Below are 12423 nucleotides of genomic sequence, written 5' to 3' on the forward strand. Positions count from 1 at the left end.
GACCCGCCCTGGCGCCACCGGGCTCGCTTCGAAAAACCACTTTCGGGAGCCCTCGCCGTGTTGGATAGCAACGTCAAAGGCCAGCTCAAGGCCTATTTCGACAAGATCACGCAGCCCATCGAACTGGCCGCCTCCCTGGACGACGGCGCCAAGTCGCAGGAAATGCAGGCTCTGCTGCAGGACATCGCGTCCCTGTCGGACAAGATCACCTACGTCCGCACCGACGACGACGCGCGCAAGCCCTCCTTCGCGATCAAGCGCACCGGCACCGACATCGGCGTCCGCTTCGCCGGCCTGCCGATGGGCCATGAATTCAATTCCCTCATCCTCGCCCTGCTGCAGGTCGGCGGCCACCCCTCCAAGGAATCGGCGGATGTCATCGAGCAGGTGAAGGCGCTGGAGGGTGAGTACAGCTTCGAGACCTACTTCTCGCTGTCCTGCCAGAACTGCCCCGACGTGGTGCAGGCCCTGAACCTGATGAGCGTTCTGAACCCGCGGATCAAGCATGTCGCCATCGACGGCGCGCTGTTCCAGCAGGAGGTTGAATCGCGCAAGATCATGGCCGTCCCGTCGATCTTCCTGAACGGCGAGCCGTTCGGCCAGGGCCGCATGGGGCTGGAGCAGATCCTCGCCAAGATCGACACCGGCGCCTCGCAGCGCGACGCGGAGAAGATCAAGGCCAAGGACGCCTTCGACGTGCTGGTGATCGGCGGCGGCCCGGCCGGCGCCGCGGCGGCGATCTACGCGGCCCGCAAGGGCATCCGCACCGGTGTCGCGGCGGAGCGTTTCGGCGGGCAGGTGCTCGACACCATGGCCATCGAGAACTTCATCTCCGTCTCCCACACCGAGGGTCCGAAGCTGGCCACCGCGCTGGAGCAGCACGTCAAGGAGTATGAGGTCGACGTGATGAACCTGCAGCGGGCGGAGAAGCTGATCCCCGCCGAGGGGCCGGGCGGCCTGATCGAGGTCCAGCTCGCCAACGGCGCCTCGCTGAAGTCGAAGACGGTGATCCTGTCCACCGGCGCCCGCTGGCGCCAGATGGGCGTCCCCGGCGAGGACGAGTACCGCAACAAGGGCGTGGCCTACTGCCCGCACTGCGACGGCCCGCTGTTCAAGGGCAAGCGCGTGGCGGTGATCGGCGGCGGCAACTCCGGCGTCGAGGCGGCCATCGATCTGGCCGGCATCGTCGCCGAGGTGACGCTGATCGAGTTCGACAGCCAGCTCCGTGCCGACGAGGTGCTTCAGCGCAAGCTGCGCAGCCTGCCCAACGTGCGCGTCATCACGTCGGGTCTGACGACCGAGGTGCATGGCGACGGCACCAAGGTGACCGGCCTCAGCTACAAGAACCGCAACACCGGTGAGGTGCACCGGGTCGATCTGGAAGGCATCTTCGTGCAGATCGGCCTCGTTCCCAACACCGAGTGGCTGAAGGGCTCGGTGGCGCTGAGCCCGCGGGGCGAGATCGAGGTGGACGCGCGCGGCCAGACCTCCGTCCCCGGCGTGTTCGCGGCGGGCGACGCGACGACGGTGCCCTACAAGCAGATCATCATCGCCATGGGCGAGGGCTCGAAGGCCGCGCTGTCGGCCTTCGACTACCTGATCCGCATGGCGCCGGTGGAGGCCGTCGCCGCGGCGTAAGGGGTGCGGTTGGTTTGGGAGGTGGTCGCGTAGAGCCCCCACCCAACCCTCCCCCGCTTTGCAGGGGAGGGCTTTTCTCCTCCCCCTGCGAAGCGGGGGGAGGTCGGGAGGGGGGGCCGACGCGACCACTTTCCCTTATCAGCCCAGCCCCGCCAGCACCTTGTCCAGCGTGATCGGGAAATCGCGCACGCGCACGCCGGTCGCGTGATGGATGGCGTTGGCGATGGCGGCGGGAACGCCGACGATGCCGATCTCGCCGACCCCCTTGGCGCCCAGCGCGTTGACCATGTCGTCGTGCTCCTCGACGAACAGCACGTCGATCTCCGGCACGTCGGCGTTCACCGGGACGTGATACTCGGCGTAGTCGTGGTTCATCACGCGGCCCAGCCGATGGTCGGTGACGGCCTCCTCCTCCAGCCCCATGCCGATGCCCCAGACCACGGCGCCCTGAATCTGGCTGCGCGCCGTCTTGGGGTTGATGATGCGCCCGGCGGCGATGGCGCTGACCACGCGGGCCACCCGGATGGTGCCGAGATCCTCGTCCACCCGGACCTCCACGAAGACGGCGGAATGGGTGGCGAAGGTGTGCCGCGCCCGGGCCAGCAGGTAGGGCAGGGCGCGCGCCTCCTCCTCGATGGACAGGGTGCCGGAGCCGCGCATCACATCGGTGATGGACAGCCGCCGCGCCCGGTCGTCACGGGCGACCAGATGCCCGTCGGCAAAGAGCACATCCTCCTCCGCCACGCCCTTCAACGGGCTGTCCTCCAGCTTCCCGGCCAATGCGACGAGCTGTGACCGCACCCGGTCGCACACCGCCTTGACCGCCGAGCCGACGGTGGACACCGTCCAGGACCCGCCCTCGATGGGGGCGGTGGGCAGCGAGGAGTCGCCCAGGCAGAAGGTCACCTCCTCGATCGGCAGGCCCAGCACGTCGGCGGCGATCTGCGTCATGACGGTGTAGGTGCCGGTGCCGATGTCGGCGGTGGCGCTCGACACCACCAGCTTCCCGTCGACTCCCAGGACCGCCTTGGCGGCGGCCTGCCCCTGCATGGCGTCCCAGACCCCCGCCGCCATGCCCCAGCCGATCAGCTCCCGCCCCTCGCGCATGGAACGCGGCGCGGGGCTGCGCTTCGCCCAGCCGAACCGCTCCGCCCCCTGCCGGAAGCAGGCGCGCAGCTCCTTGCTTGAGAAAGGGTTTCCGGTGTTGGGGTCGGTCTCGGCGTAGTTCTTCAGGCGAAGCTCCAGCGGGTCCATGCCGAGCTTGCAGGCCAGCTCGTCCATGGCGATTTCCAGCGCCGGGACGCCGGTCGCCGCACCCGGCGCGCGCTGGTCCAAGGGGGTGTGCACGTCCAGCCGCGACAGCTTGTAGTCCAGCCGGACGTTGTCGCACGTGTACTGCTGGCCCGACCAGTTGACGACGATCTCCACATAGTTCTCGTTCCGGGAGCTTTCCTGCACCGCCTCGTGGATCAGCGCCCGCAGCGTGCCGTCGCGGTCGGCCCCCAGCGCCACCCGCTGGATGGTTTCGGGGCGGTGGCCGAAGCTGAACATCTGAGGGCGCGACAGCTCCACCCGGACGGAGCGTCTCAACTGCGTCGCCGCCAGCATGGCCATGAAGAGCTGATGCTGCGGCCGCAAGCCCGAGCCGAAGGCGCCGCCGACGAAGGGCGACATCACCCGCACGGCGGATTTGGGCAGGCCGAAGACGTTGCAGACGTAGGTGTGGCAGTTCTGCGCGCCCTGGGTCTTGTCGTGGACGGTCAGCGTGCCGTCGTCGTGGTGCAGGACGGTGGTGGCGTGCATCTCCATCGGGTTGTGGTATTCCGCCGCCTGGGTGAACTCCGCGTCCACCTGGACGGGCGAGTCGAGGAAGGCCTGCTCCGGGTTGCCGCGCGGCTTCGGCGGGGGCTGGAATCCGCCCTTGTCCTTGCCGGGGGTGAAGGTGTTCGCGCGGTTGGCGCGCAGGTCGGTCTGGTGGGGGGCCGTCTCATACTCGATGTGGACGAGGCGGGCGGCGTAGCGGGCCAGCTCGAAACTCTCGGCGATCACCAGCGCAACCGGTTGGAGCGCGTGGTGGATCTCCGCGTCGTAGAGCGGCCGGAAGGGAGCGCCCTTGGGCGCGTCGTCGTCCTTCCATTTGCGGTCGAACCAGGCGAGGCTCGGCCGGTTCTCGTGGGTGAAGACATGGATGACGCCGGGCAGGGCCAGCGCCGCCGCCGTGTCGATGCGGGTGATCCGCCCGCGCGCGATGCCGCTGGAGACGATGTAGCCGTGGGCGAGGTCCGGCAAGCTGAATTCGGCGGCGTAATGGGCCTCGCCGGTCACCTTCTTGCGCCCGTCCACCCGGCTGACGGGCTTGCCGATGGGGCCGTTGGGCTCCGTCAGGAAGCCGGGGATGCTGGGAATGGCGATCATGGGCGGGGCGCTCCCTTGCGGTCTGCGGCTTCGGTCAGGGCGCGGACAATGGCGCGCTCGGCCAGTTCGATCTTGAAGCTGTTGTGCTCATGCCCCTTGGCGTCGCGCAGCAGAACACGCGCGGCGGCGCGGAACTGGTCGGGCGTAGCGGGTTTCCCGATGAGGGCGGCTTCGGCCTCCGGGTCGCGCCAGGGCTTGTGGGCGACTCCGCCCAGCGCCAAGCGGGCGTCGCGGACGGTCCCCCCGTCCATCTCCAGCCCCGCAGCCACCGACACCAGCGCGAAGGCGTAGGAGGCGCGGTCGCGGATTTTCAGATAGGTCGAATGCTCGGCGAAGCCCTTGGCCGGCAGGTCGATGGCGGTGACGAGGTCGCCCGGCTGCAAGGTCGTGTCGATTTCCGGACGGTCGCCGGGCAGGCGGTGGAACTCGGCGAAGGGGATGCTGCGGTCGCCCTTCGGCCCGGTCACCTGGACGACCGCTTCGAGCGCCGCCAGAGCGACGCAGAGGTCGGAGGGGTGGACGGCGATGCACCGGTCGCTGGCGCCGAGGATGGCGTGGATGCGGTTCACCCCGCCGATCGCGCCGCAGCCCGACCCCGGCTCCCGTTTGTTGCAGGGGGTGGCCGTGTCGTAGAAGTAATAGCACCGCGTCCGCTGCAGCAGGTTGCCGCCGTTGGTCGCCATGTTGCGGAGCTGGGCGGACGCTCCGGCGAGAATCGCCTTGGACAGCATCGGGTAGCGGGCCTTCACCCGCTCGTCGTAAGCGGTGTCGGCGTTGCGGGCCAGCGCGCCCAGCCGCAGGCCGCCCTCCGCCGTGTCCTCGATCCGGTCCAGCGGCAGGCGCGAGATGTCGACCAGCCCGTCCGGCTGCAGCACGTCGGCCTTCATCAGATCGAGCAGGTTGGTCCCCCCGGCGACGAAGGCCGTCCCGGAGGCGCCGGCCCGCCCGACCGCATCGGCCGCGCTGTCGGCCCTGGCGTAGGTGAAGGCCCTCATGGCGCGCCCTCCGCCTTCGGGGCCACGGTGGCCATGGCCTGTCGGATCGCCGCCACGATGTTGGGGTAGGCCCCGCAGCGGCAGAGGTTGCCGCTCATCAGCTCCCGGATCTCGTCGTCGGTGGTGGCCTTGCCCTCGGCGATCAGCCCCGCCGCGGAACAGATCTGGCCCGGCGTGCAATAGCCGCACTGGAAGGCGTCATGCTCGATGAAGGCTTCTTGGAGCGGGTGGAGCGCGTCGCCGGTGGTCAGCCCCTCGATGGTGGTGACCTTGCGGCCGTCCTGCATCGCCGCCAGCGTCAGGCAGGAATTGATGCGCCGCCCGTCCACCAGAACGGTGCAGGCCCCGCACTGGCCATGGTCGCAACCCTTCTTGGTGCCGGTCAGGTCGAGGTGCAGGCGCAGCGCGTCCAGCAGGGTCGTCCAGGGGGCGAGGTGAAGCGTCCGCTCCACCCCGTTGACGTTCAGCGTGACGGGAATCGGTTCGGGGGGAGGCGCGGGGGCCGGGCGCAGGCTGGCCTTGAGCTGTGCCATGGAGACTCCGGATCTGCGGGGGAGCGCCGGACGCCGCCACGACGAAGGGCTGCGCCGGCTTCACATGTCCGGACAACAGGAGGTTGGCACCACCGTTCCGCTGTCGAAATGAACGATCCGGGAACGCGGGATGCGCGTCCCGGGCACAGGTGGACGGTTCGGGGGCTTGCGGCTCCCGCCGTTACTTCTTCGCGGTGCCGGCCATGCCGGACTTCTCCGCGGCGTCGAGCAGGGTGACGACCTCCGGGGCGACCCACCAGCGGCAGCGCTTGCGCTCGTCGCTCGACACGGCGATGACGCGGTCGATCAGGCGGGACTCCGACTCACCGAACGTCTTCTGCTGCCGCAGGGCCGCCTCGATCACCCCGGCCAGCGCGATGTCGAGCGCGGTGATCTCGATGGGGTAGCTCAGCATGTCCGCCAGATCGGCGAGCTGACCCAACGTCCGCAGCCCCTCCGCGGCGCCGGTGGAGGACAGGCGGCGGAACACCGTGGCGACGTGGTTGCCGTCCTCGGCCCGCCACGGCTTGCCCGACGACACGATGCCGCGCCGCGCCAGCTGCGCCTGGAACTCGTTGACGAAGCGCACGCGCTCCATCAGCGGGTCCAGCACGCTGTGCATGGTCAGCGCCTCGATCCGCCGGGCGAGGACGGGGGCAAGATCCTCATGCACCGCGTTGCTCAGCTCGCGGAACGCCTGATGGACCATGTTGCGTTCGCGGTCGGTGGTGTCCAGTTCCAGCGCGTGGACGGCGTCGTACCAGGCCAGGAAATGCTGGAGCTGGGCGGAGGGGTGGTCGCGGTCGTCCACCGCGTCCGCCACCAGCAGGCCCGGCTTGCTGAGGAAGCTGCCGGTCAGCGTCGTCTTCAGAGCCTCCGCGGCGACCAGGAGACGGCCGATGATCGCGTCCTTCGCCACGGCGACGGGAAAGGTTTCGAACAGGCGGGTCGCCAAGGCGGCGTCGTCGCGCCGGTGCAGGCCGGCCACCGCGAACATGGCGGCCCCGTCTCGCGTGCAGTCGCCGCGCCGCGCCATCTCCCGCGCCAGACGCACCGGGTCGCCGTGCAGCAGCGACGGCAGGGGCTGGCCCGCCCAGGCGGGGGCCGCCTGAAGGATGGTTTCCATCCGCTCCAGCTCGGCACGGGCGACTCCCTCGCGCTGGCGGATGCCGTGGCGTTTCAACATCTGCGCGCGGAAGCCCGACACCTCGGCCAGGAAGGCGGTCGCCTCCGCCGGCGTGGCGCGCAGGCGGGCCAGCACGGCGAGGCTGCGCTGGCGCAATTCGTCTGCCCAGACCTGCGCCTCGGCGGAGGCGAAGATCTCGTTCAGCGGCTGATCCTTGGCGAGCCGGGCCACCGTCTCCTGGACGCGGCCGACCAGCGGTTCCATGCGCGGTGCCAGGGCGAACCACCAGGCGCTGACGTCCGCCAGATGCAGGGCGCCGGCCAGCCGGACCCCGCTGGTCAGCAGGGAATCGTCGCGCAGAATCAGGGCGTCGAACAGGCCGGTCCAGACACGGCGCGCGTGCTCCGACCGCCGTCCGTTCAGCATGGTGACCAGCATCTGGGCGACCGGCTCGGCCATGTCCTCCAGATACCCGTCGCGGATCATCTTGTAGAGCTGGAGCTTCTGCCCGTGGTCCAGCGGGGCCAGCACGTCGGACACACGCTTCAGGCTGTTGTCCCGTCCGCCGGCCAGGTCGGGCATGGCGAGGTGCAGCGGCATCGCCGACATCGCATCGGGCGCAACGCCGTCGACCGCCTGCGTCTCTTTCGACATCGGGAACTTTGCCATGGTCGGACCCATCCGCATCGAAGCGTGTGGAAATTCAATCTAAGATCGATTGGATATGGTTTCTAGAATATGGCTAAAAAGCCTAACGAATCGCTAAGCGGTGACAAAGACAGATTTCCGCGGTCTCTATGACGAAATGCAACAAGTTTGGCGAAGCGCAAGCAAAGATGAGTCATTGACCGTTACATTTAAAACACAACCCAGGCGCTTGTGAGTCAGCCCTTCAACGGGCGGGCCTTCGCCGGCTCGGCGGGCTTGCGTGCAGGGATGGGCGGGGCGCTGCGTTCCCGCCCTTCCTCCCCAAGGAAGCCCTGCGCCGCGACGACGGCGGAACGCCAGGGGCGGTCCATCGCCATCCAGTTCTCGAAGGGCAGGCGGTCGAGGGGCAGGCCCGGCCAGGACGCGGAGAACAGGCCGGAGATCATCCAGCCGGCGAGCAGCGTGACCGCCAGCTGTTCGGAGAATCCGCCGGTCTTCAGGATGGGCAGAGCGAAATTGCGCCGCCGCTTGATCGGCCACAGCAGCGGAAGCCCCGCCGGAGTCAGCAGGTCGCCCGCCAGATGGGTCAGGTAGCCGATCAGGAAGGGCAGGATCAGGTGCGAGTAATCCGCGTATTCGTGCAGGACCCAAAAGCACCCCGCGATGGCCAGCGTGGAGTGGGTGACGCCGCGATGCCCGAAGACGGCGGAGATGATGTTCGACAGGGGCCGCATCAATTGGCCGAGCGTCGATTTGGGGTGGTCGATGTCGGGCGCCAGCGACCCGATCACCGCCGCCCCGAAAGCCACCACGTCGAAGGGCAGGCCGAATCGCGCCGAGGCGTAAAACCACGCCGCCCCGCCGACGATCATGTGGGAAGACGCCATCATGGACGGTCACCGCCGGACGAACGATGAGGCACAGGGCGTCAGAACGCGCGAAGGCTGTGCCTGGGTGACGGCCACTCTGTCGGATGCTCCCGGATTCCTGGTTCCTAACACTAGGACAGAAGTCGCGACCACACAATCACGGCCTGATCAAGAGGGATTCCGAAATGACATGGCGCCCATGCGTTCACGTGCATTTGTGACGCGGGGGGCGTGTTCAGCCGGCCGGTCCGCGGGTGCAGGTGGCGCCGATGGCGCGCAGGGCGTTGCGCACCCGCCCGACGCTCTCGCGGTCCGGCAGGCTGTACCAGGTGATGGTCAGGGCGACGGGGGCGGCGCGGCGCAGTCCGTGCACGTCGCCGGGCGCGGCCTCGACGACGCGGCCCTGGCTGCCGACGAACCAGCGCCAGCGCTGGCCCTCCCCGTCGGCCAGCGATTGCCAGACCTCGCGGGAATCCCGGTAATAGGCCCCGCCCCCGGCGTCCGCCGCGTCGGCATAGAGGTAGAGCGGGTTTTCCGGCGACAGGGAGAGCAGCAAATGCTGGACGGACCGCGGCCCGCCGGTGCGGATGACGGCGTCGGGAAGCGGCTCGTCGCCGTCCTGGCCATAGTCGAACATGGTGGAGCCGCGGTGCATCGGTCAGTCGGATTGGGCGTGGGGATCAGCCGGGCTGGAGGAATTCGACCTCGACGAAGACGATGTCGCTGTCGCCGTCGTTGATGACGTTGTGGCTGACGCCGGCCTTGCGGAAATAGGAGCGGCCCGGCTCCAGCGGGAACTGGCGGGCGTTGCCGTCGGGATCGACGATGGTGAAGGCGCCGGCCGTCACCGGGACGATCACATAGTCGTAGCCGTGCACATGGGCGCCGGTCTCGGCCCCCGGCACCAGACGCCATTCGGTGACGCGGGTGCGCTCGTTCTCGACATGCTGGGTGGAAACCGCCTGCGGACGGGTGCTCATCTTCCGGTGCCCTCCTTGCTCTTCTCGTTGGGTCCTTTCAAAAGAACAATTCGTGTACCACGAAGCCCGAGCCGCGCCCAGACGGAAGAGTGCCGGGCGCCGTTCCTTCGGACTCCTTTGGCGAGCCGCCCCCCTCCATTGGGGGATGTCTACCTACGATTGAATCCGTGACCCGGCGACTCCCTGCAGCTTAGCCTTGCCGGTCCGTACCGCGCAAAACCGTCAGGGAGGGGCGTCAGGCCGGCATGCCAGCGTTGAGGAGCCACCAGACCATGGTCGCCGGCGTCGCCGCGGCCATCGCGCAGCGGCAGACGGACGTGCGGGACGTGCTGGCCGCGGTGACGCCGGGTGGAGGAAAGTCGCTGCTGCCGGTGATCATGGGGGCGGCGCTGATGCGCGCCGGGCTGATCGACCGCATCTGCTGGATCGTGCCGCGCGACAGCCTGCGCCGGCAGGCCGAGGAAGCCTTCGCCGACCCGCGCTGGCGCGAGGCGCTGGGCCACGGGATCGCGCTGCGGGCGGCGGAGAACGGGCGCGATCCCTGCCGTGGCCTGCAAGGCTATGTGACCACCTATCAGGCGGTCGCCGCGGCTCCGGACCTGCATCTTCAGGAGTTCCGCCGTCACCGCTACCTGCTGGCCGTGGACGAACTGCATCACCTGCCCGCCGTCGCCGACAGCGGAACGGCGGTCACGGCGGAGGATGAGACCGCCTGGAGCCGCTCCATCCTGCCGCTTCTGGAAAGCGCCGCCGCCCGGCTGCTGATGAGCGGCACGCTGGAGCGGGCGGACGGGCGCCCCATCCTCTGGCTGCCCTACCGCGCGCCGCAGGGCGTCCGGCGGGTGCGCGAGATCGATTTCAAGGCGCCGGGCTGGGCCATCGTCGGCTATTCGCGGCGGCAGGCGCTGGCCGAGAAGGCCATCCTGCCGGTGACCTTCGGCGCGATGGACGGCACCGCGACGTGGCTGGACGCGGAGCGGACGACGCGCAGCGTCGACGCGCTGTCGCGCGCCGGGGAGAACACCCGCGACGCCCTGTTTACCGCGCTGCGCACCGGCTTCGCCCAGGCCATGCTGCGCGAGGCCTACCGCTCCTGCCGCGAGCACCGGGCGAAGCGGCGGGCGGCGACGACCGGTCGACCCGGGGCGGAGCATGACGGTGCGGGGCTGGGCAAGCTGCTGGTGATCGCGCCGGACCAGGAGACCGCCCGCAACTACCTCGACACGCTGCGCGGCTGGATGCCCGGCGCGCAGGCGGCGCGGATGGCGCAGATCGCCATTTCCGAACGGCGCGACGCTCAGGAGGTGGTGGCCGCCTTCCGCCTGCGCCCCGAGCCCGCCGTGCTGGTCTCTGTCGCGATGGCCTACGAGGGGCTGGACGCGCCGGCCATCTCGCACGTCGCCTGCCTGACGCACATCCGTTCCCGTCCCTGGCTGGAGCAGGCCATCGCGCGGGCCACCCGCGTCGATCCCCACGCCGGCGCCTACGAGCAGCAGCGGGCGGTGATCTACCACCCCTCCGACATGATGTTCGAGCGCTTCCGCCAGATGGTGGAGACCCAGCAGGGCACGCGGGCCATGGTGAAGACCCGGCGCCAGCACGAATTGCCCTTCGAGCGCACGGTGGAGGCGGAGCCGGAGATCATCCCGCTGGAATCCAACGCGACGGCCCTGCGCTTCGCCGTGGTCGCTCCCGGTCCCGATTTCGGCAACCCGCCGCCGGGGCGGGACATCGCCGACCGACCGCCGGTTGCGGCCTCGGCGAAGGACGGGGTCCAGGTCCCGAGCGCGGTGGAACATCATCTGCGCCAACGCATCGGCCAGATCGTGGCGGCCCAGGTGATCGAGGACCAGGACAACAACCTCGTCTCAGAAGGGCCGGTCAGCTACCACACCTACAACGCCGTGCTGAAGCGCTGCATGAACAAGGCGCGGTCGGAGATGACTTTGTCGGAACTGGAGGCCGCCCTCGGCTGGCTGGAGCGCAACCGCATTTCCGACCATCTGCATCTGATCGCCGACGATCCGCAATACCGCTGGTCGAGCCGCCGCAAGGCCCGTGGGGCGGGGGCGGTCACCGCCTTCTCGAAACCGGCCCGCCGGCCGCCGACCCCTGGAACGGGAAAGCCGGCGTCCTAAATAACGCACGTCGCCACACTTTTTTGCAGGAGCGAAGACACCGGCCTTCGTGGAGAGTGTCGGCCCGTTCGCCACCCGTGGAGGTAACCGGTGCGTTTCGCGAGGCCGCTCAACATTCTTCTCGTGGAGGATGATTCGCTCACCGCCATGGCGATGGCCCGCATGCTGGAGATGGCCCATTGCACGGTCACCACCGTGACGGACGGCGAAGCCGGGCTGAGCGCCCTGGCCGAGGGTTCCTTCGATGCGCTCATCACCGATCTGGTGATGCCCCGGCTGGGCGGCGAGGCGATGATCCGCCAGTTGCGGCTCGATTGGCCCGACCTGCCCATCGTGGTTTTGTCCGCCTCCCCGCCCGAGGACGGAATCCCCGGCCTGCAGGACGGGGAGGGCGGACCGCTGGTGATCCTGAAAAAGCCCGTCCTGGCGGGTGAGCTGCTGACCGCGATGGACCGGGTGTTCCTGAAGGCCTGAGCGACGGTCGATCAGGCCTTCTTCTTGCCGAAGCTGATCTTCGGCTCCTCGCCCTTGAGCAGGCGCCTGATGTTGGCGGAATGGCGGATGGCGACCAGCACCGCGATGAACAGACAGAGCCCCGCCACCAGCGGCCCGCCGAAGATCCAGCCGACGATCGGGCTGAGGCCGAGAGCGGTCAGCGCCGACAGCGACGAGATCTTGAACAGGAAGGCCATCGCCAGCCACGTCGCGCAGGCGATCACGCCGACCGGCCAGGACACGGCCAGCAGCACGCCGAGCGCGGTCGCCACGCCCTTGCCGCCCTGGAAGCCCAGCCAGACCGGGAAGCTGTGCCCCAGCATGGCGCTGCCCGCGGCGAAGACCGCGGCCTCCGGCCCCGCCCAGGCGAGGGCGAGCAGGGCGGCGATGGCGCCCTTGCCGCTGTCCAGGATCAGGGTCGCGGCGGCCAGCGGCTTGTTGCCGGTGCGCAGCACGTTGGTGGCGCCGATGTTGCCGGAGCCGATCTTGCGGATGTCGCCCAGACCGGCCAGCCGGGTCAGCACCAGGCCGAACGGGATCGAGCCCAGCAGATAGCCCAGCAGGGCGGAGACAAGCAGGGCCACCG

11 protein-coding genes are annotated in these 12423 nt (G+C 69.3%); 3 read left to right on the forward strand and 8 right to left on the reverse strand.

Annotated elements, in window-relative coordinates; genetic code table 11:
• Nucleotides 1–57 precede the first annotated feature (57 nt).
• Nucleotides 58–1638 (forward strand): alkyl hydroperoxide reductase subunit F, encoded by a 1581-nt coding sequence (ahpF, locus tag ABVN73_RS15870; RefSeq protein WP_353860595.1) that lies wholly within the window; start codon nucleotides 58–60, stop codon nucleotides 1636–1638.
• A gap of 138 nt (nucleotides 1639–1776) precedes the next feature.
• Here ahpF and ABVN73_RS15875 read toward each other — a convergent pair whose 3' ends face one another.
• From ABVN73_RS15875 to ABVN73_RS15905, 7 genes are all read right to left on the reverse strand, one after another.
• Nucleotides 1777–4053 carry a xanthine dehydrogenase family protein molybdopterin-binding subunit gene (locus ABVN73_RS15875; RefSeq protein WP_353860596.1) on the reverse strand — a complete coding sequence of 759 codons (2277 nt, stop codon included), beginning with the start codon at nucleotides 4051–4053 and terminating at the stop codon, nucleotides 1777–1779.
• On the reverse strand, nucleotides 4050–5048 hold the full coding sequence (locus ABVN73_RS15880; RefSeq protein ID WP_353860597.1) for a xanthine dehydrogenase family protein subunit M: 999 nt from the start codon (nucleotides 5046–5048) through the stop codon (nucleotides 4050–4052). Before ABVN73_RS15880 ends, ABVN73_RS15875 begins: the two co-directional genes overlap by 4 nt.
• Nucleotides 5045–5581, reverse strand: a complete 537-nt coding sequence (locus ABVN73_RS15885; protein ID WP_353860598.1) for a (2Fe-2S)-binding protein — start codon at nucleotides 5579–5581, stop codon at nucleotides 5045–5047. The genes ABVN73_RS15880 and ABVN73_RS15885 overlap by 4 nt, the downstream gene beginning before the upstream one ends.
• 181 nt (nucleotides 5582–5762) lie before the next feature.
• A complete protein-coding gene (locus ABVN73_RS15890) occupies nucleotides 5763–7361 on the reverse strand; it encodes a hypothetical protein (protein WP_353860599.1) in 1599 nt (532 codons plus the stop codon).
• A gap of 230 nt (nucleotides 7362–7591) precedes the next feature.
• Nucleotides 7592–8245 carry a metal-dependent hydrolase gene (locus tag ABVN73_RS15895; RefSeq protein WP_353860600.1) on the reverse strand — a complete coding sequence of 218 codons (654 nt, stop codon included), beginning with the start codon at nucleotides 8243–8245 and terminating at the stop codon, nucleotides 7592–7594.
• 214 nt (nucleotides 8246–8459) lie between these two features.
• On the reverse strand, nucleotides 8460–8879 hold the full coding sequence (locus tag ABVN73_RS15900) for a hypothetical protein (protein ID WP_109070409.1): 420 nt from the start codon (nucleotides 8877–8879) through the stop codon (nucleotides 8460–8462).
• A gap of 25 nt (nucleotides 8880–8904) precedes the next feature.
• A complete protein-coding gene (locus ABVN73_RS15905; RefSeq protein WP_014198409.1) occupies nucleotides 8905–9204 on the reverse strand; it encodes a cupin domain-containing protein in 300 nt (99 codons plus the stop codon).
• A gap of 245 nt (nucleotides 9205–9449) precedes the next feature.
• Between ABVN73_RS15905 and ABVN73_RS15910 the strand changes: the two genes are divergently transcribed.
• Both ABVN73_RS15910 and ABVN73_RS15915 read left to right on the forward strand, forming a co-directional pair.
• Nucleotides 9450–11342 (forward strand): DEAD/DEAH box helicase family protein, encoded by a 1893-nt coding sequence (locus ABVN73_RS15910; RefSeq protein ID WP_353860601.1) that lies wholly within the window; start codon nucleotides 9450–9452, stop codon nucleotides 11340–11342.
• A 90-nt stretch (nucleotides 11343–11432) separates the two neighbouring features.
• Nucleotides 11433–11816, forward strand: a complete 384-nt coding sequence (locus tag ABVN73_RS15915; protein ID WP_353860602.1) for a response regulator — start codon at nucleotides 11433–11435, stop codon at nucleotides 11814–11816.
• Between the two features lie 11 nt (nucleotides 11817–11827).
• Here the strand turns inward: ABVN73_RS15915 and plsY are convergent, their stop codons facing one another.
• Nucleotides 11828–12421, reverse strand: a complete 594-nt coding sequence (gene plsY, locus ABVN73_RS15920; RefSeq protein WP_353860603.1) for a glycerol-3-phosphate 1-O-acyltransferase PlsY — start codon at nucleotides 12419–12421, stop codon at nucleotides 11828–11830.
• Nucleotides 12422–12423 lie beyond the last annotated feature (2 nt).

The organism is Azospirillum formosense, assembly GCF_040500525.1.
GTDB lineage: Bacteria > Pseudomonadota > Alphaproteobacteria > Azospirillales > Azospirillaceae > Azospirillum > Azospirillum formosense_A.

Excerpts from the sequence above, each read along its gene's own strand:
- ABVN73_RS15875 (WP_353860596.1), bottom strand. The coding sequence starts at position 4,053 with ATGATCGCCATTCCCAGCATCCCCGGCTTCCTGACGGAGCCCAACGGC.
- ABVN73_RS15880 (WP_353860597.1), bottom strand. The coding sequence starts at position 5,048 with ATGAGGGCCTTCACCTACGCCAGGGCCGACAGCGCGGCCGATGCGGTC.
- ABVN73_RS15885 (WP_353860598.1), bottom strand. The coding sequence starts at position 5,581 with ATGGCACAGCTCAAGGCCAGCCTGCGCCCGGCCCCCGCGCCTCCCCCC.
- ABVN73_RS15890 (WP_353860599.1), bottom strand. The coding sequence starts at position 7,361 with ATGTCGAAAGAGACGCAGGCGGTCGACGGCGTTGCGCCCGATGCGATG.
- ABVN73_RS15895 (WP_353860600.1), bottom strand. The coding sequence starts at position 8,245 with ATGATGGCGTCTTCCCACATGATCGTCGGCGGGGCGGCGTGGTTTTAC.
- ABVN73_RS15900 (WP_109070409.1), bottom strand. The coding sequence starts at position 8,879 with ATGCACCGCGGCTCCACCATGTTCGACTATGGCCAGGACGGCGACGAG.
- ABVN73_RS15905 (WP_014198409.1), bottom strand. The coding sequence starts at position 9,204 with ATGAGCACCCGTCCGCAGGCGGTTTCCACCCAGCATGTCGAGAACGAG.
- ABVN73_RS15910 (WP_353860601.1), top strand. The coding sequence starts at position 9,450 with ATGCCAGCGTTGAGGAGCCACCAGACCATGGTCGCCGGCGTCGCCGCG.